Source organism: Tsuneonella sp. HG249 (assembly GCF_053819205.1).
Genome location: NZ_JBSOQY010000002.1, coordinates 38,247 through 57,546 on the forward strand (window position 1 = coordinate 38,247; position 19,300 = coordinate 57,546).

General features: G+C 65.4%; 17 protein-coding genes. 6 read left to right on the forward strand and 11 right to left on the reverse strand.

From position 1 onward, the window contains the following. The first annotated feature begins 53 nt into the window (after positions 1 to 53). Positions 54 to 1,331, forward strand: a complete 1,278-nt coding sequence (locus ACWPM1_RS12280; RefSeq protein ID WP_455695196.1) for an NAD(P)/FAD-dependent oxidoreductase — start codon at positions 54 to 56, stop codon at positions 1,329 to 1,331. Here the strand turns inward: ACWPM1_RS12280 and ACWPM1_RS12285 are convergent. From ACWPM1_RS12285 to ACWPM1_RS12315, 7 genes are all read right to left on the reverse strand, one after another. Then, positions 1,280 to 2,488, reverse strand: coding sequence for an MFS transporter (locus ACWPM1_RS12285; RefSeq protein WP_455695197.1), 1,209 nt, complete (start codon positions 2,486 to 2,488; stop codon positions 1,280 to 1,282). The genes ACWPM1_RS12280 and ACWPM1_RS12285 overlap by 52 nt on opposite strands. 21 nt (positions 2,489 to 2,509) lie before the next feature. Then, entirely contained in the window at positions 2,510 to 3,637 is a 1,128-nt protein-coding gene (locus tag ACWPM1_RS12290; RefSeq protein ID WP_455695198.1) for an ester cyclase, read from the reverse strand. Between the two features lie 124 nt (positions 3,638 to 3,761). Beyond that, positions 3,762 to 4,571, reverse strand: a complete 810-nt coding sequence (locus tag ACWPM1_RS12295) for an alpha/beta fold hydrolase (protein ID WP_455695199.1) — start codon at positions 4,569 to 4,571, stop codon at positions 3,762 to 3,764. A gap of 26 nt (positions 4,572 to 4,597) precedes the next feature. After that, positions 4,598 to 5,551 (reverse strand): homocysteine S-methyltransferase family protein, encoded by a 954-nt coding sequence (locus ACWPM1_RS12300; RefSeq protein ID WP_455695200.1) that lies wholly within the window; start codon positions 5,549 to 5,551, stop codon positions 4,598 to 4,600. A 96-nt stretch (positions 5,552 to 5,647) separates the two neighbouring features. Next, positions 5,648 to 6,205: an OsmC family protein gene (locus ACWPM1_RS12305; protein WP_455695201.1), complete on the reverse strand. Its 558-nt coding sequence runs from the start codon at positions 6,203 to 6,205 to the stop codon at positions 5,648 to 5,650. 50 nt (positions 6,206 to 6,255) lie between these two features. Beyond that, on the reverse strand, positions 6,256 to 7,167 hold the full coding sequence (locus ACWPM1_RS12310; protein WP_455695202.1) for a diiron oxygenase: 912 nt from the start codon (positions 7,165 to 7,167) through the stop codon (positions 6,256 to 6,258). Positions 7,168 to 7,201: 34 nt separating this feature from the next. Further along, entirely contained in the window at positions 7,202 to 7,327 is a 126-nt protein-coding gene (locus ACWPM1_RS12315; protein ID WP_455695203.1) for a hypothetical protein, read from the reverse strand. A 165-nt stretch (positions 7,328 to 7,492) separates the two neighbouring features. Here ACWPM1_RS12315 and ACWPM1_RS12320 point away from each other — a divergent pair, with 165 nt between their 5' ends. Further along, positions 7,493 to 9,766: a hybrid sensor histidine kinase/response regulator gene (locus ACWPM1_RS12320; protein ID WP_455695204.1), complete on the forward strand. Its 2,274-nt coding sequence runs from the start codon at positions 7,493 to 7,495 to the stop codon at positions 9,764 to 9,766. After that, entirely contained in the window at positions 9,766 to 10,482 is a 717-nt protein-coding gene (locus tag ACWPM1_RS12325) for a response regulator (RefSeq protein WP_455695205.1), read from the forward strand. Before ACWPM1_RS12320 ends, ACWPM1_RS12325 begins: the two co-directional genes overlap by 1 nt. Positions 10,483 to 10,658: 176 nt before the next feature. On the opposite strand, the gene ACWPM1_RS12330 is transcribed toward ACWPM1_RS12325, so the two are convergent. Further along, on the reverse strand, positions 10,659 to 11,024 hold the full coding sequence (locus ACWPM1_RS12330) for a hypothetical protein (RefSeq protein ID WP_455695206.1): 366 nt from the start codon (positions 11,022 to 11,024) through the stop codon (positions 10,659 to 10,661). A 252-nt stretch (positions 11,025 to 11,276) separates the two neighbouring features. Between ACWPM1_RS12330 and ACWPM1_RS12335 the strand changes: the two genes are divergently transcribed. Both ACWPM1_RS12335 and ACWPM1_RS12340 read left to right on the forward strand, forming a co-directional pair. Next, entirely contained in the window at positions 11,277 to 12,869 is a 1,593-nt protein-coding gene (locus tag ACWPM1_RS12335; RefSeq protein WP_455695207.1) for a hypothetical protein, read from the forward strand. A 182-nt stretch (positions 12,870 to 13,051) separates the two neighbouring features. Next, entirely contained in the window at positions 13,052 to 15,667 is a 2,616-nt protein-coding gene (locus ACWPM1_RS12340) for a TonB-dependent receptor domain-containing protein (protein ID WP_455695208.1), read from the forward strand. A gap of 6 nt (positions 15,668 to 15,673) precedes the next feature. Here ACWPM1_RS12340 and ACWPM1_RS12345 read toward each other — a convergent pair whose 3' ends face one another. Continuing rightward, positions 15,674 to 16,351 (reverse strand): winged helix-turn-helix transcriptional regulator, encoded by a 678-nt coding sequence (locus ACWPM1_RS12345; RefSeq protein WP_455695209.1) that lies wholly within the window; start codon positions 16,349 to 16,351, stop codon positions 15,674 to 15,676. Positions 16,352 to 16,513: 162 nt separating this feature from the next. Here ACWPM1_RS12345 and nhaA point away from each other — a divergent pair, with 162 nt between their 5' ends. Beyond that, positions 16,514 to 17,761: a Na+/H+ antiporter NhaA gene (nhaA, locus tag ACWPM1_RS12350; RefSeq protein WP_455695210.1), complete on the forward strand. Its 1,248-nt coding sequence runs from the start codon at positions 16,514 to 16,516 to the stop codon at positions 17,759 to 17,761. A gap of 19 nt (positions 17,762 to 17,780) precedes the next feature. Here the strand turns inward: nhaA and ACWPM1_RS12355 are convergent, their stop codons facing one another. Both ACWPM1_RS12355 and rpoZ read right to left on the reverse strand, forming a co-directional pair. Continuing rightward, entirely contained in the window at positions 17,781 to 18,848 is a 1,068-nt protein-coding gene (locus ACWPM1_RS12355; protein WP_455695211.1) for a DUF3667 domain-containing protein, read from the reverse strand. 87 nt (positions 18,849 to 18,935) lie between these two features. Further along, positions 18,936 to 19,280, reverse strand: a complete 345-nt coding sequence (gene rpoZ, locus ACWPM1_RS12360; RefSeq protein WP_455695212.1) for a DNA-directed RNA polymerase subunit omega — start codon at positions 19,278 to 19,280, stop codon at positions 18,936 to 18,938. Positions 19,281 to 19,300: the final 20 nt, after the last annotated feature.

Here is a 19,300-nt window from a genome sequence, read left to right on the forward strand (position 1 = left end):
AAGTGCATCCGAATGCACTAGCCTAGGCATTGGTTTGACGAAGGGGTGAGCGGGTGAAGGATTCGAACGAAACCGACGTCGCGGTAATCGGCGCGGGGATCGTGGGATTGGCGACCGCGCTCAATTTGCAGGCTCGTGGACGCGGCGTGACGCTGTTCGATCCGCTGGGCATCGGGCTCGGCTGCTCATGGGGCAGCGGTGGCCTGATCAATCCCGATGCGCATCTCCCCGTCGCGATGCCGGGAATGATCCGCAAGGTGCCTCGCTGGCTGCTCGATCCGCTTGCGCCGCTCGCGGTCCGGCCGGCCGATGCGTTCGCCTCGCTGCCGTTCCTGGCCCAGTGGCTGGTTGCGAGTCGCCCGCCCGCTGTGCGACGCGGGGTGGATGCCTTGCGCGGGCTGCATCGCAACACCTTGCGCGAATACGCCGCCTTGCTCGGCGAAGCCTATCCGCGACATATCCACGAGCGGGGCGGGATCACCATCCTCCAGGGCGAAGAGCCGACCGTAGCAGAGCGGCTCGGTGCTGAGCTGCGCGCGGAACTCGGGATTGTGTGCGAGGAGCTTGGCCGGGCGGAGATCGAGGAGCGGGTGCCCGGCATTGCCGCGCATGCGCGCCGCGCCGTGTTCTTTCCGGGCAATGCGCATACGCCCGATCCCGGCGCGCTGTGCGCTGCGCTGGGCGAGCGCGTACTGGGGCAGGGCGGCCGGCTGATCCAGCGTAAGGTCGATCGCCTCGTGCCTCACGAAGACGGCTGCACCGTCTGGTGCGACGATGGTCACCGGCACGAGATGGGCCAGGTGGTCGTAGCTGCGGGGGCCCGCAGCCCTGAACTCGTGCGGCCGCTGGGGCTCAAAATCCCGCTGGTGGCCGAACGAGGCTACCACCTTCAGCTCGTCAATGCCTCGTACGATCTCAAGATACCGATGATCTACCGCGAGGGCGGTTTCGCGATCACCCCGATGGAGCGGGGTCTGCGGCTAGGCGGGACGGTGGAAATTGCCGATGCCGACGCCCCTCCGAATTACGCCCGTGCAGAAGCACTGTGGGTGCGCGCCGAGCGGCTGTTCCCCGGGCTGAGGGTCACCGATAAACAGTCGTGGATGGGAAGCCGCCCGGCCTTGCCCGATAGCGTGCCCGCGATCGGGCTGCTGCCCGGCGCGCCGCGCGTCGCGATAGTCGCGGGCCACGGTCATGACGGCATGATCGGAGGCCCGGCGAGCGGGCGCCTGGCGGCCGAGCTGCTGTGCGGCGAGACCCCGCACATCGATCCGCGGCCTTATCGGGCCCACCGGTTCGGCTGGGGCACCGTGCTGCGCCAGGCGCTCTGATGGGTCTCGGGCAATGCCCGCCAGATGAGGCCCGAGGTGACGAACGCCGCGGCCGCCAGCCCCATCACCGCTGACAGCCCGATCGCCTCGGCCAGCACGCCCGTGGTGGGCGGGGCGGCTAGGCTGAGCGCCCGGCCCCACTGAAAGATCGAAGTCGCGGGCTCGCGCAACGCAGGCGGATAGAGCTCGGCCAGCCAAGGCCCAAGTGTGGCTACCGCGCCAAACCCGAAGCCGAACCCGAACACCGCCGCCTGCTTGATGAACAGCGGATCGGGCGCCAGCACAAAAAGGGTCGTGAATACCCCGGCAGCGATCAGACCGATGGCGCCCGCCCGCCGGCCCGCCTTGTCGATCACGATCCCCCAGGCGAAGCAGCCGATCACGCTTCCGCTGTATTGCGCGGTTAGCGTCGCCGCGACGCCTTCGCTCGACACCCCGTTCACCTCGACCAGGTAAACTGTCAGCCAGCCGACGAAGGCCTGGTGACCGCAGGCATTGGCCGATACCAGCGCAGTGAGCGCCAGCGTCCGCCGGCGGAGCCCGGGCGCGAACAGGTCTCGGGCACGCGGGGCCCGATCCGGGCGGTCGTCTGCGTGATCGGAAAGGGGCAGCCGAAGCGCGCCAAGCCCGATGAGGATCATGAGCCCGCCCGCCGGCCAGAATAGCAGCCGCCAGTCGATCTCGATCCACAGTGCGGTGGCCCACCCCAGCACGATGACGGCCGAGAAGTAGGTTGCGTCGACAAAGCTGGCCAGGCGTCCCCGCTGGCCTGGGGGAAACAGGTCGACAAGGATGCCGATGGTCACAGGGAACACCGCGCCCATGAACAATCCGAGTGCCAGCCGCTGGGCGATCAAGCCAGCGAGGTCGGTCACTAGTCCACCGGCGGCAAGGGTGATGCCGCAACCGCAGCCGATCAATGCGAGGGTGGGGCGGCGTCCGAACCGGTGGCGGACCTGACCAATGAGGACCGCGCCGACGAACGCGCCGGCAACCTGGGCGGAGTACGCCGCACCCGCTTCGCCCAGCGACAGACCGTACAGGCGCCGGAACAGCGGCCGCAGCACATCGCTGCTGCTCCATGCCCAGGCGTAGAAGAACTGCAGTGCCAGCAGATACGCGATCGCCGCGCCGCGGACGTCAATGAAGCGCTTCATTGGAACCCCGGAGAACCCGCTTCAGGCGCGATAGATTTGCACCAGGGTCCCGACCTCATCGAAGATCGTCCATTCCTCGACGATCATCCCATCGCGGAAGCGGAAGTGGGTCGATCCCATGATCGAGGCAGGCCGCCCGGGCGGCACATCGCCGAGCATGCCGCCCTGGCGGGTCCAGCCTTCGAGCGTCCAGCGCACCGCCACGATTACCCCATCGGTCTCCTCCGACCAGCTGACGTGCTCGGCCCGGATCGTGCTGGTCGGCATGCTGGCAAGGAGGTGCAGTATCAATGCGGTGACGTTGCGCAGCCCTTGCGCCGTCCGGCCTCCGCACCAGTGGGCGATCACCCCCGGGGCGTAGTGCATCGCCAAGTGATCGAAGCGGCGCATGTTCCACAAGTCGAAGTGGTGCTCGACCCAGCCGTGCACGGTGTCGGTAGGCCCCATGTAAGGTTCCGGCGCCGCCTGCCCGTTGAGCCGCCCCGGCACAGAGAGCGTCGGCTGCTCCATTGCGGGCGCGTCGGCCATCCGCCGCGCCACCTCGTGCAGGTCGAAGCCCATCTGGCGCACTGCCGCGCCGTTGTCGCGCATCAGCCACTCGGTGTGGATGCGGTTGTCCCTGGTGATGCAATCGGCCACGAAAAAGCGCCCCGTGCGTCGCCCTGTCGCGGGACCGAACGCGGTGGCCCCGGTATTAGTCGAATAGGCAAAGCCCAGGTGCGAGGTGTAGAAACCTTCTTCCTCGTCGCCGCTCCACGCAACGTTGAGATGGTGCGATTCCCCGTCGCCAGTGCCCGCGATGCTGTGCAGCGTATTGGCGACGACGTCCTCGACGGAGCGGATGGTCCCGAGCGCGGAATAGACCACGCAGTTGGCGTCGTAGGTGTCGTAAATCCGCCCAACGCCTCGATCGACCCAGATCTGATGGGTGATGCGGATGATGTAATCGACGATATCGACGAAATCGTCCTCGAAGCCGCTTAGCGACTGGGTGCGCGGACCGCTCGGCCGCAACAGGTCCGCGGTGCGAACCTGGCGGATCCGGGTGACTGGTGGGCGTTCCGGGAGAGCGAAAGGTGTGCTTGAATCGCGCATTGCGTCCCTCGTGAAGGCGTGGATCGAGGCCATCACTGTTGAGGGTTTATGCATCCGCAGTCAATAGGCTGACAACGGTCGATGGTCTGGGCAAGCGCTGCCCCGTGCACATGTCGAGATCGAGCACGCAATCAGGATGCTAGCGTGACCGCAGGCAACTTTTGGCTCCTGCAGTGGTTCAGCTCGCGGGAGTTTCGAGAAATCGGATGACCGATTTGGCGTACTGCTCGGGCGCGGTCGTCATGCCTTCGTGGGCCTGGCCTTGGAGCACGTCCAAGCTGCACGCCGGCAGATGCCGGGCCAGAGCGTTCGTCAACCACAGGTGCGGCGGGCTTTCCGAGCCGGACTGAAGCAGCACGGGCATGGTCAATTCGGCGCAGCTCGCAAGATCGAAGCTGTGGCGCGGCAACGCCGTCAGATCTTCCAGCGTAGCCGGCGCATCCGCCAGCACGCCGGCCCAGTCGTCGCTAGCCCGGTAGGATGCGAGATCTGCAAGCGGTACCTCGAGCACTTCGCTGAAGAATGTCCACGCGAGCGCGTCCCACTCCTCGCGAGCGCCGAGCTCGGCCAGCGCGGCGCGGTGTTTCGGCTCCATGAGTCCGAGCCGGGGAGGCTCATAGAGCACGAGCCTGGCCACCGAGCGCGGCGTCGCCGTCGCCACGCCCAGAGCGACGTGGGCACCGTAGGAATGTCCGAGGAGGTACACCGGAGGGCCGATCTCCCGGATCAGAGCCATGACGTCCACTACCTCATCGGCCAACGCATGGCCGTGAGTGGCGTCTGTCCGTCCCCGGCCCCGACGGGCGATGGCGAACACGGTAAAGCGCTCTGCCAACATCGGCTTTACGTGCATCCAATTGGTGCGGTGATCGCTGAGCGCGCCGTGGACCAGCACCAGCGGGGGCCCTGAGCCGTAGGTTTCGTATTCGAGCTGTACCCCCGCAGGCGTGACCAGCGTGCGGCTGGCGGTCGAGATTGAATCCAGCATGGGACTTCTCCTGAAAATGGCTGGCCTTAGGCGGCGGCCTGAGTGGCGCTGCCGCCGATCGAGCGGGCGATGCACTCCACGTGGCGCAGGTCGCCGCCGCAACACGCGCCGAATACGTTGAGCCATGGCAGGCGGCGGCGTAGTTCGGCGTAAAGCGTACCCAGCTCGTCCGGGTCGCCGGCGTCGAGGTCGGCCGCCTCGTCGAGCTCGGCGTGGCTCCGCCGCGATGCGTTGGCCCTTATCCCGCGTACGCGCCGCGCCCATCCGCCCGCGAGAGCGCCAGCGAAATGATCGGGGTGTGCGCAGTTGACCATGAAGTAGGCGGCCGTCTTGCTCGTCTCGTCGTCGACCGATTGGATGGCTTCGCCGAGAGGCTGACCGTCGGGCAGTCTGCCGTCCGTTTCCACGGTAAACGAGATCACTACGGGAAGGCCGGCAGAGCCCGCGGCGCGGACCAACCCGGTGGCTTCGCTCGCCTGACTGAATGTGAGCCCTGTGACCATGTCGATCGGCGTCTCAGCGAGCCAGCCTAGCTGCTCGGCATAATACCGTTCGGCCTGGTCCGCCGAAATCCGTTGCGCCGGGCGATAGGCATCGCCGCAAGGGCCGATCACGGCGTTGAGGACGAGCGGCTTGGTATTGCCAGCAACGTCGCGCAGCCTCGCGGCCAGTGCCACCGACGCCTCGTTGGCGGCCTTGAGCTGCTGCGGGGTCTCGCCGAGATCGCGCTCCCAGTGGCGGTGCGCTTTCCACGTGACGGTATCGAGGATGTAACCGGTGTCGATCTGCCGCGCGAGCGCGAGGAAGGCCTCGAAGTACCGCTCTACGGCCGCCCGGCCACGCGGGTCGGGGAGCAGCGTATGAGCGGCAAACTCGCGGATCTCGATGCCGTGGTTGAATATGAGGTCGGTCTCGAGCCCGGCGTCGGTCAGGTACAGGTCGCCGTCGAGTTGAGGCAGGGCATTGCGATATTGGCTCATTGCACTTGGTTCTGGAGGAAGTGGCAAGAAGAAGCGTGCGACGCCGGCCGGGCAGGGGGGACTGAGTCGACCGGCGCCGCACACGACGCAAACAATTCAGACGAGCGTGCCGCACATCTGGATGGGTTGCGCCATATTGAAGTAGTTGGGCGAGGTGGCCTGAACCGCGGCGTGGATTTCCTCGAACTGCTCACGAGTGCCATCGCCCTCGATGAACACGCGGTAAGTGATGCGGCGGTATCCGGGCGGAATGGTTTCATCGAGGCCGAGAAAGCCGCGCAGGTCGAGCTCGCCCTGCGTCTCGATACGGCAGGATTCGAGCTTGATGCCGCGCACCGAGGCTTGCGCCACATAGCCGACCATCATGCACGCATTGACCGCGCTCATTAGCAGCTCCTGGGGATTGGGCGCGCTATTGCTGCCGAGCAACTCGCAAGGCTCGTCCGCGATGATTTTGAAGCGGCGGTCAACGCGTTCGCCGCCGATCGTATAGCCCTCGACGGTTGTTTCCGAACGGGTCTGTCCGGTCCACTCGGTCTTGACCGCGAACTCGACGCGGCCACAGCCTGGATCCTGCTCGATGGCGGCTACGGTTTCATCGAGAGCTTCGAGATCAAAGTCGTTAACGGCGGGGCGGGTGGTCTTGTCCAACATGATTGATACTCCTTGAAAATCTGGCGTTGCTTCAGAGAAATCACGCCGCGTCAGCAGAAAAGTGGGGCGACGTCGGCGATCCGGCGCGCGGCCACGGGCGAGATCGCCTCGAGGCTGGCGACGAATTTGGGATGCGTCATGCCGGAGCCGAGATAGGTCCAGCGCAGCGCCTGGTGCTGTTGCTCGGTCAGGGCGGCCCGTTCGTCCTCGGTCAGGTGACGCCCCGTGGCACGCTCGAAAGCGTCGAGGTTGAAGCCGGTTTGAGCCTTCAGCCCATCGTCGAGGAACCCGCCGATCTCGAGGTACTCGTCGATTGCCCTCTGGATACCCTCCTCGTCGCGCCCTTCGGCGAGTGCCTCGACCATCAGCTGGTCGAGCCGGGCATGCTGCGCCTCCTCCATCCAGTGATGCTTGAGCAGGCTTTTAAATAGCGGATCGAGATCGCCATCGTCGCGGACGCTGTCGACGTAGTGCCGCTGCGTCATCCATTCGACGTGGAGGATGATCATCGCCACTGCGAGCGGATCGTGCCGCAGCACCTCTGCCGCAATCGCTTCCGGCGGACCGATCACCTCACAAGGCGTGCCGAAGGCCTCGGTGAAGCGAGCATGGAACAGCTTGAAGAGGTGGATGTGCTTGGCTTCCTCGCCGGCGAAGTTGAGCAGGGCGCGAACCCGCTCGTCATCGCCGCTGAGCTGCGGACGCGCATGATCAAGCACGAAGGGGAGGATGAACTCCTCGACCAGCCCGAATATGGTCAGGTATTCATGCCCGCGGATCTGGTTGAGGATGCGTTGCTCGCGCTCGTCGAGGATTTCCAGCCCACCGGTGCGAGCAAGGTTTTCCGGGAGGAAGCGGCGCTTGAAGTCCAGCGCCGCCTCGGCGGGGAGCACATCCTCGATCTGCCAGGCCGCACGGGCCGACGATGCGAGGATGTGTCCGAAGTCGAATTTCTGGTACATTCTTTTTCCCTCCTGAGTGATTGGCCAGGGCCGGTCAGACGATGAGCGCGCCCTGCAGTTCGAAGATCGCGATGCCGCCGCTGATCACGACGCTGCTGCAGAAAGCGGCGATCGCAAGCAGCGCGAAACCACGAAAGCGGACCGTGTTGCTGTCGTTCATTTGAGGTCTCCATTCTTGCTGCCGCTCGATTGCGGCGATGGAGGCCTTTTCGACCTGGCATGTATCCGCCGTATTTCGCGCAGCGTGCTAAAGTGTTTCAATTGTCACAGCGCGTGGCCGAGCTAGTATGCGCCTGGCGTTTCGGGTCGCACCGGAGCGGGGAAAATGGGGAAGAGCGAGTCCGTGTCGGTCGAAGCGGCGGTCATCCGCTCATCGCTCGATTGCATCATCGTCATAGACGAGAGTGGGACGATCGAGGAGTTCAACCCCGCTTCCGAGCGACTCCTGGGCTACTCGCGCGAGCAGGCGATCGGAGCGCAGATTGCCGACCTCATAGTGCCGGAAGCCCTGCGCGACAGGCATCGCACCGGGCTGGCCCGTTACGTTGCCGGCGGTGACCCGGTCTATGTGGGTGGCAGGGTCGAAACCGACGCGCTCAAATCGGATGGATCGCTGCTTCCGGTCGAGGTGACCATCACGGAGCTTGAAGGAGAGCGCCGGCTCTTCGGCGCCCACCTGCGACCTTTGCACGACTTCAGCCAGCGCCAACAGCTGGAGGATACGCGCCGTCAACTGGAATTCGCCGTGCGTGCCGCCAAGCTCGGGACGTGGACGTTCGACGCCGGTTCGGGTGAACTGCGTTACTCGGAATTTGCCAAGCAGTTGTACGGGCTACCCGCCGGCTCGGAGGTGGATTTCCGGCGCGTGCGCGAGCGTATCCACCCCGAGGATTGGCCGCGCCTCTCCGCACCCTACTTCGAGGGCTTCCCCGACCGGCAGGTGGAAACCGAGTACCGGATTATCATGCCGGATGGTGAAGTTCGCTGGCTGCTCGCTCTGGGCGCCGGCGTCGATCAGCCCGACGGCAGACGAACCGCCCACGGCATCCTCCTCGACATAACCGAGCGCAAGCGGGCCGAGGCAGAGCTGGAGCACGCGCGAGATCGGCTGGAACTGGCCCTGGAAGGGGGCAAGCTCGGTACCTGGACCTACGACACCGAAACCCTTGAGATCTGGTTCTCATCGCGCGCTCGCAAGTGCTTCGGTTATGGCCTGGATGACCCCATCGACTATCATTCGCTCAAGAAGCGCCTTCATCCCGACGACTGGCTTACTTTTTCCACCCCGTATCGTACCGGCTTTCCTGAAGAGAGGATTGAGCACGAATACCGCCTCGTTGACGAAGGCGGCGGCATCCGCTGGTTCTACGCTCTCGGTGCTGAGGCAATCGCTCCGGATGGACACCGGATGGTCCACGGGGTCATGCTCGAGATCACCGAACGCAAGAGAGCGCAGGAAGATCTCGCCACTTCGCGAGATGCCCTTCACCAGTCGGAGAAGCTGGCGGCGCTAGGCTCGCTGCTGGCTGGCGTCAGTCACGAGCTCAACAACCCCCTCGCGGCGGTGATCGGTCAGACCGAGATGCTGGAGGAAGACGCAGCCGGAACACAGTTCGCCGAGCGGGCGCGCAAGATCGCGACGGCCGCCGAGCGTTGCGCCAAGATCGTGCAGAGCTTTCTCGCAATGGCGCGCCAGCAGGCACCCCAGTTGGGCGTGGTCGATATCAACGAACTGATATCCTCCGCTCTCGAACTTACCGACTACTCGTTACGCACGGCGGGCATCTCGGTCCGCATAACCCTCGCCAGCAATCTGCCGGCGGTCGAGGGCGACCGAGACCAGCTCCACCAGGTCTTCGCTAACCTGATCGTCAACGCGCAACAGGCGATGGTCAGGGGAGAACGGTTCGAAAAGATCCTGCGTATCCAGACCGCGGTGACTCAGAGCGGATCGGTACTGATCGATTTGCTGGACACGGGACCCGGTGTTCCGGCCGACCTGCGCTCGAGGATTTTCGATCCCTTCTTCACCACCAAGCCAGAAGGGGCCGGAACCGGTATCGGCCTCGCCTTTTCACGCGGCATAGTCGAAGCGCACGGAGGGCGCCTGACCCTGCAGCCGACGGGCCATGGCGCGCACTTCCGCATCGAGCTGCCGGCGGGGCCGATGCGCTTTCCCATGCCCGAATCCCGCCACGCATCTTCGGCCGCTCCGCGTGAGGGCCGCGGCCGTGTGCTCGTTGTCGACGACGAGGCGGACGTTTCGGAAACGCTCGCCGAGTTGCTCGAACGCGAGGGGTTCGAAGTGACAACCGTTTGCGACGGAGCGGCCGCGTTGACGAAAATCGACACGACCGATTTCGACATGATCGTTTCCGATCTCCGCATGCCGGGCATGAGCGGTCCGGAGATGTACACGCGCCTCCGCGAGAGGCGGCCGCAGCTGCTCAAGCGGCTCGGGTTCGTCACCGGAGACACGCTTGGCAGCGACATGGCCGATTTTCTGCGCACGAGCGAGAGGCCGGTGCTGGAGAAGCCCTTCACCCGCACTGGCATCCACTATCTGATTGCCGCTCTCATGCCGCGTGAGGACGCCTGATGGCGGAGACCGCGCATATCGCGGTGGTGGATGACGACCGGGAGGTGCGCTCCACGGTCGCCGAATACCTTGTTCGCAACGGGTTCTCGGTATCCGAGGCCGGCAGCGCGGACGAAATGCGCGAGCTGATGGCCACGCGCGCAGTGGACCTGGCGCTGCTCGACATCACGATGCCAGGCGACGACGGGCTCACTCTCGCGAGGGAAATCCGCGCGCAAGGCAATGCCGGGATCATCATGTTGACCGCCCGCAGCGACGATGTCGACCGGGTGGTCGGTCTCGAGATCGGGGCCGACGATTATGTCACCAAGCCGTTTAACCTGCGCGAGCTGCTCGCGCGGGTCCGCGCGGTCATGCGGCGGGCGAGCCAGGGAGGGGAGGCCCCGGCCACCTTGGGCCGCGAGGTGCAGATGGGCCGCTGCCGCCTGAACCTTGCGTCGGGCAAGCTGTTCGAGCCTGACGGGAGCGAGGTGCCGTTGACCTCGATGGAGTTCGAGCTGCTGAAGACCTTCGCCGAGCGTCCCAACCGTGTTCTCAGCCGCGACCAGCTGCTCGAACTGGCGCATGCGAAGGACATGGAGCCGTTCGACCGCTCGATTGACATCCGCATCGCCCGGATCCGGCGCAAGATCGAGCCCATCCCGGAAAAGCCCGACTGCATCCGCACCGTCCGCGGTCTGGGTTATCTCTATAACCCGGACTGCCGCCGGACCTGACGGATCGAACGGATGCGAATGAAGGGCTTCAAATCGACGCGAAAACGTTCGGTCGAGCGATTATCATCCGGAAATGCTTGGTGCGAAGGGAGGCAGTAGCACGCGGCGCTTGGCACTTCCGCGAAACGGCGGCCCATCGGCGGCCATCGCTTCAGTTGCGGGACGCCGCGCGGGAATCAGCGCATCGCGGTGCGGGTAGCCCCGCCGATGGTGCCGTTATCGAGCGAGGCAAGCGCCCGGAGGGCGAGCAAGCGCGAATTGGTCCACGCACCACTGGCGGTCTCGAGCGAGTAGATTTCCTCGGCGTTGGCCGCCTTGTGGAACAGCGCACGAGCGCGCTCCACGTCTCCCCTGCGAGCATGGGCAATGCCGAGGTTGATCAACTGGGCCGGATGCAAGGCAGCGCCCTCACCCTCGAGGCGGGCGATCGCATCGGCATCGCGGTGTGAGGCGACCTCTTCGTAAGCGGCGTCGACGGCCTGAATCGGCGGAGTGGGGGCGGCGGTTACCAGCAGCCCTGCGACGGCGAGAATGGCGGACATGAAAACTCTCCCACGACTTTGTTGGAGAGGAAACTGCCGTTCGGCCTGCTCGACTGCAACAAAAATGAAATAGTGTCATTCAATTGTAACATTGAAGCCGTGCCCGATGTCACATTCGTCGCACTTTCGTATTGTTTAAGTCACGTATTTTTCGCGGCAATTTTGCAAACAAACTGTCACGGGAGACCCCTACTCCGCGAGTCGCGGCGGCCGATGTGCCGCATGATCGCAGGCTCATGAGGGGTATAGATCGTGAAACAGTTCCAGGCTCTGGTTCTTGCCGGATGCAGCGCGCTCGCACTCGGCGCGTGCGGTGCCGACGACGTCGTGGCACCGGGTGGGCCGATTATCGTCAACCCCGCGCCGACCCCAACCCCGACCCCGACCGGCACCCCCGGCGGATCCGTCACCGCCGCCGCCACCTGCACGCCGGGCACCACCGACGGCGGCACCGTGGCGCTGCAAAACAACCGCGGCACGATCCGCAACTGCGTCGTTCCCAACGCCATCGCCGGCACGGTCACGTTGAGCGGCCGGCGCGCCGACGGGATCATGTACTCCCTCAATGGCCGCACCGATGTGGGTCGCGACATCGACCTCGCTGGCGGTGCCGCCGCCACGCTGAACATCCTCCCCGGCGTCACCGTATTCGCGGCCACCCGCGAATCGAATCTGATCGTCAATCGGGGCTCGCGGCTCAATGCCGACGGGACAGCCGCGCAGCCGATCATCTTTACCGCCCTCGCCAACCTGACCGGGTCCGGGATAACCGAACGAACCGACAACTTGTGGGGCGGCCTCATCATCAACGGTCGCGCGCCGGTCTCCGACTGCGACCCTTCGGTTTCCCCCTCGACGGTCGGTGGTTCGGCCGGGTGCTGGCGCAAGGCCGAGGGCGTCTCGGTCGACACGCTGTTTGGCGGCAACATCGCCAACGATAACTCGGGCATACTGCGCTACGTCCAGGTCAACTTCACGGGCGTCGGCTCCGGCGGCAGCGAGATCCAGGGGATCACCACCGGCGGCGTCGGATCGGGAACGACGATGTCGTACCTGCAGATCCACAACAGCCTCGACGACGGCATCGAGTCGTTCGGCGGCACCCAGAACATGGATCACCTGATCCTGACCGGCATTGCCGACGATTCACTCGATACCGACAACGGCTACATCGGCTCGGTTCAGTTCGTGTTCGCCGCGCGCCGCGCCGGCGGCACGGTGGGCGACGCCGCGGGCGCCCAGACGATGCTCGAGATCGACAGCTCAGCGGCCAATGACGCCGCGCCGCGCCAATATCTCAAGCTGGCCAACTTCACGCTGCTGCAGAACTCACCGAATGAGCCGGCTATCCGCCTGCGCGGCGGTGCCGACGTCGACTTCGTCAACGGCATTATCGTCGCCCGCTCGGCCGGCACCAACGGCTGTCTCGACGTCGATAACGCCGAGACGGTCCAGGCGGCCGGTGCTTACAACGGGACCCCCGATCGCGGCCCCCCGCGGTTCCTTTCGGTGGTGTTCGATTGCGACGTGCTGATCGACCCGGATTCGGACACGTTCGAGGAGACGGCGCTCAGCAATGCGGCGAACTCGAACGTCAACCGGGCCTTCACGAACACGCTGCAGTTCCTCACCGGCTCCACCGTCGGCCGCGTCGCTAACGGCGCGAACGAGACCGCCGTGGTGGCGGCCACAAGCCTGGGGTCGATCGCCAGCTTCCTGCAGCAGGTGAATTACATCGGCGCCTTCAGCGGACCGGCCGACGTGTGGACCCGCGACTGGACATGCAACTCGGACGTGGCGGACCTTCGCGGCGGCCTCGCCTGCATCGACGTCCGCGTCTTCTGATCGACTTGCGACAACCTGGGTGATGGCGCTTGGACGCCATCGCCCCGCACATTCAATCCGGGGGACACCCAATGCGCCGCTCGCGCCTAATCGCTGCCCTTCTCCTCGCGGGAACGGGCCTTGCCGCTACACCGGCGCTGGCTCAGGTGGAACCGCAGCCCATGCCGCCGGCGGGTCCGGACGTGGCTGAACCACCCGTCGACGAGGCGCAGACTCCGGCCGATCAGGCCGAGGATATCGAAGAGGAAGTCGAAGTCTCGGCCCCCGGGTCCGAAGGCGCGGAAATCGTGGTTACCGGGCGCTTCATTCCCGAACCTGTGCGGAACACGGCGCAAGTCGTCAGCGTCCTGTCCTCGGCGGAAATAGCGCGCACGGGCGATGGGGACATCTCCGGCGCGCTGCAGCGGGTGACCGGCCTGTCCGTCAATACCGCCGGCTTCGTTTACGTTCGCGGTCTCGGCGACCGCTATTCGCTGGCGCTTTTGAACGGCCTTGCGCTTCCCTCGCCCGAGCCGCTTCGCCGAGTGGTACCGCTCGACATCTTCCCGACCAGCATCGTTTCCAGCGCTGTCGTCCAGAAGAGCTACTCGGTAAACTACCCCGGCGAATACGGCGGCGGCGTGATCAACCTCACCACCGCCGCCTTGCCGGACGAGAACTACCTCACCGCGGGCGTCGGCATCAGCGGAGACAGCGAAACCACCGCCAAACTCGGCTACACCTACTACGGCAGCAAGCGCGACGTGTTCGGCTTCGACGACGGCACGAGGGACTTGCCGCCGGCGCTGCGCGACAACGAGGGCGCGCTGGTCGATGCCGGCGTGCTCGAGAACGAGGACACACTCATCCTCCAGCGCAATCGCGACATTCCAGCCAACTTCAGCGCTTCGATGTCCGCCGGCTACGGAACCGATTTCGGAGACACCCGGTTCGGCGCGCTGGCATCGCTGAGCTTCTCCAACGGCTGGCGCACGCGCGGCGCGACCCAGGAAACCGCGACCGCGGGCTCGCTGATCAACAGCAGCTACGGTGTCCGTACCGAAAACAAGATCCAAGGCAGTGCCTTGCTCTCGCTCGGGCTCGACCTGCCGCAGGGCCACAAGCTGCGGCTCACCAACGTTTACATCAACGATACCTCGAAAGTCGCCCGGGTGCGGGGATCGTTCGAGCAGGTCCAGACCCCGTTCGAGGATCTCGACGAGGACCGGCTCACCGGGCCTTACGATTCACTCAACTACGAGAGCAGCTTCGTCCGCCGCCAACTGTTAACATCGCAAGCAGTGGGCGAGTTCGAGTTCGGCAAGGTCGAGTTCGACCTGCGCGGCAGCTATTCCAAATCGGATCGCGACTCGCCCTATGAACGGTCGACGCAGTACCGCTACGTCCCCTCTACCGGCGGCTATGCTGTCCGGCTGGGGGCGCCGACCGGCGTCATCTTCAGCGCGCTCGACGAGGATGTCTGGGCAGCGGGCGCCGACCTCGCGTACGACCTGTCGGACTGGATCAACGGCAAGCTGTCGATCGGCTACGCCTACAGCGACACCGCGCGCACGTTCCAGAGCCTCAACTTCGTTTACGACGACGGCGCTTCGCCGATCGCCGGAACGGGGCAGTCGTACCTGCCGATCTACCAGTTGCTGACGCCCGAGCTCATCGCGTTCGAGGACATCTCGCTGCGTCAGGTCAACCGCGCTTTCGGCCAAGCCGAATACCGCGGCGACCTCACCGTCCATGGCGGATACGTGCGCGCCGACATCGAATTGGCGCAGGGCCTGCGGCTTGAGGCGGGCGTGCGCTACGAGACCGCCGAGCAGCTCCTGACGCTGCCCGACCTTTACGGCAACAACCCGGTCGGCGCCGGAACACCCGCGGTGATCGCCAAAGACAACGACTATTGGCTCCCCGCCGCGACCGCGACGTGGAATTTCGCCGAGGACTTCCAGTTCCGCCTGCATGGCTCGAAGACCATTGCCCGGCCTCAGTTCCGCGAACTCGGCACAATCCCCGTCCTCGATGTAGAGTCGGACCGTCTTCTGGCGGGCAATCCGTTCCTGACCGACAGCGAGCTGTGGAACGCTGAAGCGCGCGTCGAATGGTATCCGGGTCGCGGCGAGCGCCTGTCGCTCGCGGGGTTCTACAAGTCGCTCAGCGACCCGATCGAGACGATCGCGACGATCGACGCCTCGGGCGGCCTCCAGATCACCAATGCCAACGCGCCGAAGGCCGATCTCTACGGCATCGAGGCCGAAGTGGTGAAATATATCGGCCTCGAGGCGCTGGGCGAGGGGCTGACACCCTATCGCATCGCGCTCTCGGCCAACTACACCTGGAGCCAGTCGAGCCTGAAGGTCGGGCCGGATGACGAAACGGTGCTGTTCCCCGGTAACATCGACAGCCCGGTGATCGCCCCGGCAAGCCAGGTATTTACCGATGGCAGCCCGCTCACCGGACAGTCGGATCACCTGGCGAACCTCCAGTTCGGGATCGAGAACATGGACCGCCTGGAGCAGCTCACCCTTCTGCTTACATACGCCAGCGACCGGGTGACTTCTCGCGGTGCCAATACGGGCGGGGTGCTCGATCCCGACATCGTCGAAAGGCCGGGCCTCAACGTCGACATCGTCGCGCGGCAAGGTTGGGAGAACGAAGGCTGGCCGCCGATCGAGCTGAAGTTCGAGGCGCGCAACATCTTCGGACGCGGCCGCATCGAAGTCCAGGATTACGCCAGCGGCCGCGCCCGGATCAACAATTACGACATTGGAACGACTTTCGCTGCTTCCATCAGCGCGAAGTTCTGACCCCGTTTAGTTGGGGGTATCGAAGACGTAGCCGAACGAACGCACGGTTCGCAGCGGGTTGCCCGCGCCGGCCGCTTTGAGCGCTCGCCGCAGGCGGCCGATCCATACGTCGACCGTGCGGGCGTCGAGCGGGTGACCGTGCTTGCCGAGGCCGACTATGACGTCTTCGCGGGAAAGGACATGGTCGGCGTTCTCGGCCATCAGCCGGAGCAGGCGGAACTCGTTCGGCGGGAGGACGACGGGCTTGCCGTTCCACCGGGCCATGAGCGCGTCGAGATCGATCGTGAGCGCGCCCAACTCCATCCGTCCGGGCGAGAAGCGACGACGGGCATGAGGGTCCACCGCCAGGACACGATCGAGGATCGCGCGACGGTCCAGCGGACCGACAGCGTAATCGTCGGCCCCGGCGCGCAGGGCCCGGCGCCGGTCGTCCGCATCGTCGGCTTCGAGCACTATCGTGATGTGCGCGGCGGCGGTGCGGGGGTCGGCGCGCAAACGGCGGCACATTTCGATCCCGGCAAGCGAATCCATCACCCAGTCGACGAAAAACCAGACAGGTCCTTCGATCAGCCGCTCCGGCCCTTCGGCGGTCAGCCGTCCGAAAACGAACCGATCCTGGCCGTGCGTGAAATCCTCCATCGCCGCGGCCGTGGGATTGGTGAGGAAGATATTGACGACGCTCATTGCCCTGCCGTTCCCGTTCGTATGCGGAATGAGTGGCAGCGCGATGTGACGGGCGCGTGACTACATGCGAATGCTCGTGAGACCACGCAATGCGGCGCTTTGTGGCGCTGTGGAGGCCCAATCACTGTTGCGCCGCGCGGCCGTCGCCTTAAGGGTCCGGCGATGAGCAAGGCACAAGATCGCTCGGTTCTGCGCGCCTTCCTTGCGAGCGAGTCCGCGGGCGGCATCATTTTGATGGCGGCTTCGCTGGCCGCCATGATCGTCGCTAACTCCGATCTCGCTCCGCTGTATTTCCACGCGCTGCACGAGCCGCTCGGACCCACGTTGACCCCGAAGCTTGGACCGATGACGGCCCACCTGTGGATCAACGATGGCCTGATGGCGGTGTTCTTCCTGTTCGTCGGCCTGGAGATCAAACGCGAACTGGTCGACGGCCGTCTCGCCACCTGGCAGCAGCGCCGGCTCCCCGTGGTCGCAGCTGCCGCCGGAATGGCGGTGCCTGCGGCGGTCTACCTATTGTTTTGCGCTGGTGATCCGCAGCTCGCCCGCGGGTGGGCGATCCCCGCGGCGACCGACATTGCGTTCGCGATCGGCGTGCTCGCGCTGCTGGGGGCGAGGGCACCGACGGCACTCAAGCTGTTCCTGGTATCGGTCGCGATCGTCGACGACATGGGCGCTGTCGCGATAATCGCCGTGTTCTACACCGCCGAGCTGGCCATTCCCGCGCTGGCCGCGGCCGCCCTAGTGCTCGCGGCCATGTTCGCGATGAACAGGTTAGGCGTGCGCAGCTTGCCGCTCTACCTGCTCGCCTTTCTGGTACTCTGGTACGCGGTTCTGCTGTCAGGCGTGCATGCGACGGTGGCCGGCGTGCTTGCCGCGTTCGCAATCCCGATCGTGCGCACGCCGGGCCTGCCCGACGCGGCAGACTCGCCCCTCCACAAGCTCGAGCACGCGCTCGATGCTCCGGTGGCTTATTTTATCGTACCCCTGTTCGGATTCGCCAACGCGGGGGTCTCGCTCGCCGGCGTGGGGTTGGCGGACCTCGCGGCGCCCGTGCCGCTCGGGATTGCGGCGGGGCTGTTCTTCGGCAAGCAGGTCGGCATCTTTTCGGCGGTGTGGCTGGCCGTCCGCCTCGGTTTCGCCGCCAAGCCGAGAGCGGCCACCTGGCTGCAGATTTACGGGGTCGCGGTGCTGTGCGGGATCGGCTTCACGATGAGCCTGTTCATCGGCGGGCTGGCGTTCGCCGAGCCTTCTATCGTGGAAGACGCGAAGTTGGGCACGCTGGGAGGCTCCGTGCTCGCAGCCGTGACCGGCTACCTGCTCCTGCGACTCGCTCCCTCGCATCCAGATCATCTCGCCGAGGAAACGGCTCAGACCGGCGAGATCGAAGCGGATGGGGACGTTCGCTAGCCTGCCGAGGACGGAAGGCTCAGGCGCCGGCTATCCAGAATATCGCCAGCGCGAACAGTGCAATGGCCAGCCACGCAAACAGGCTGATCGCCAGCGTGCGCCCGACCGCACCCGCGCGCGAGAGGAAGTAAGTCCCCCGCAGTTGCCGGTAGAGGTGAAAAGGGGCGTACAATGCGAGAAGCAGACCCGCGCCGCCCGACCCGGCGTAGAGCAACAGGCTGATCACCGCGAGGAGGGCGATCATGAACGCGATCGAGTACGTAACGAAAACGGTGTGGTCATACCCCCGGAAGCGGCGGTTGAACGGAAACAGCAGCCAGACGAACGGCACCGACAGCGGGATGAGCATCCAGCTGTATTTGTAGGCGCCGGTCTGTGCCTTGTAGATCGCCAGTTGCGGGTTCTCGCGCACATGCTCGACGAGTTGACCGAGCCTGGTGTTCCTGGGGATCGAGTCCCCGGGGAAGCCGTCAGCAAAATCGCCGCCGATCTGGCTCGCCACTCCTTCGAGGGCGGCCTGTCGCTGGCGTACCTCAGCCATCTGGCCATCGATCCGCGAGATCTCGGCTGGATCGGCGGTCTTCCGGCGGCGATCGAGTAACTCCGCAAGTTCGGCTTCGCCGGTGTCGTACGCAGTCTTGATCTGCACGACGCCTTGGCCCTCCGGCCCAACGCCATTCTCCAGCGACCCTCCCAGCGCGTTGAACAGCGCGAAGCTCAGGAACACCACGAACAGGAACAGGGCGATCGGGCTGACGTAGCGCGCGCGCCTCCCGTCGATGTACTCCCGAGTCAGCCTGCCCGGCTGCCAGACGAGCAAAGGGATCGTGCGCCACGTCTTGCCTTCGAAATGCAGCACGCCGTGGAGCAGGTCGTGAAAGAATGCCCTGAGCGTCCGGTGCACGTGGGCACGCTGGCCGCAAGCGTGGCAGTGCGGCCCCACCAGCACGGTTCCGCAGTTGAGGCAGGCCCCTTCGTGCGTGTGGCCGGCGTCTTCGCCCGCGCGCGGCTCGACCGCCCGCGCCACGGCCACGCCCGCGCCTGCATCCCCAGGCCCCTGGGCGACGTCACTCAATTCCCCCGACATGGCCATGGCTATAGACCAGCTAGGTCGCCGGACAAAGAAAAGGCCGCCTCCGCGGGCGGCCTTTAACTTTTGCGGAGCCGGGGTGGCTCAGCCGTCGTAATCGCCGCCGACGTTGGTCTGGCGAGCGGGAGCGGCGGCCGTGATGCGCAATGCTTCGGCCGACTGGCTGAGGCTGCCGATCTCGTCTGCCTCGTCCTCGTCGTCGGGCAGGATCTTCTGCAGGCCAACCACGACCGATTCGTGCAATTCCTTGGGACGCACCGTCTCGTCGGCGATCTCGCGCAGCGCCACCACCGGGTTCTTGTCGCGGTCGCGATCGATGGTCAGCTCCGCGCCGCCCGAAATCTCGCGCGCACGCTGCGCAGCGAGCAACACGAGGTCGAAACGGTTAGGGATCTTGTCGACGCAATCTTCGACGGTAACGCGCGCCATCGGGCACTCCGGTCAATCGG

Excerpts from the sequence above, each read along its gene's own strand:
- ACWPM1_RS12285 (WP_455695197.1), bottom strand. The coding sequence starts at position 2,488 with ATGAAGCGCTTCATTGACGTCCGCGGCGCGGCGATCGCGTATCTGCTG.
- ACWPM1_RS12290 (WP_455695198.1), bottom strand. The coding sequence starts at position 3,637 with ATGCATAAACCCTCAACAGTGATGGCCTCGATCCACGCCTTCACGAGG.
- ACWPM1_RS12295 (WP_455695199.1), bottom strand. The coding sequence starts at position 4,571 with ATGCTGGATTCAATCTCGACCGCCAGCCGCACGCTGGTCACGCCTGCG.
- ACWPM1_RS12300 (WP_455695200.1), bottom strand. The coding sequence starts at position 5,551 with ATGAGCCAATATCGCAATGCCCTGCCTCAACTCGACGGCGACCTGTAC.
- ACWPM1_RS12305 (WP_455695201.1), bottom strand. The coding sequence starts at position 6,205 with ATGTTGGACAAGACCACCCGCCCCGCCGTTAACGACTTTGATCTCGAA.
- ACWPM1_RS12310 (WP_455695202.1), bottom strand. The coding sequence starts at position 7,167 with ATGTACCAGAAATTCGACTTCGGACACATCCTCGCATCGTCGGCCCGT.
- ACWPM1_RS12315 (WP_455695203.1), bottom strand. The coding sequence starts at position 7,327 with ATGAACGACAGCAACACGGTCCGCTTTCGTGGTTTCGCGCTGCTTGCG.
- ACWPM1_RS12320 (WP_455695204.1), top strand. The coding sequence starts at position 7,493 with ATGGGGAAGAGCGAGTCCGTGTCGGTCGAAGCGGCGGTCATCCGCTCA.
- ACWPM1_RS12325 (WP_455695205.1), top strand. The coding sequence starts at position 9,766 with ATGGCGGAGACCGCGCATATCGCGGTGGTGGATGACGACCGGGAGGTG.
- ACWPM1_RS12330 (WP_455695206.1), bottom strand. The coding sequence starts at position 11,024 with ATGTCCGCCATTCTCGCCGTCGCAGGGCTGCTGGTAACCGCCGCCCCC.
- ACWPM1_RS12345 (WP_455695209.1), bottom strand. The coding sequence starts at position 16,351 with ATGAGCGTCGTCAATATCTTCCTCACCAATCCCACGGCCGCGGCGATG.
- nhaA (WP_455695210.1), top strand. The coding sequence starts at position 16,514 with ATGAGCAAGGCACAAGATCGCTCGGTTCTGCGCGCCTTCCTTGCGAGC.
- ACWPM1_RS12355 (WP_455695211.1), bottom strand. The coding sequence starts at position 18,848 with ATGTCGGGGGAATTGAGTGACGTCGCCCAGGGGCCTGGGGATGCAGGC.
- rpoZ (WP_455695212.1), bottom strand. The coding sequence starts at position 19,280 with ATGGCGCGCGTTACCGTCGAAGATTGCGTCGACAAGATCCCTAACCGT.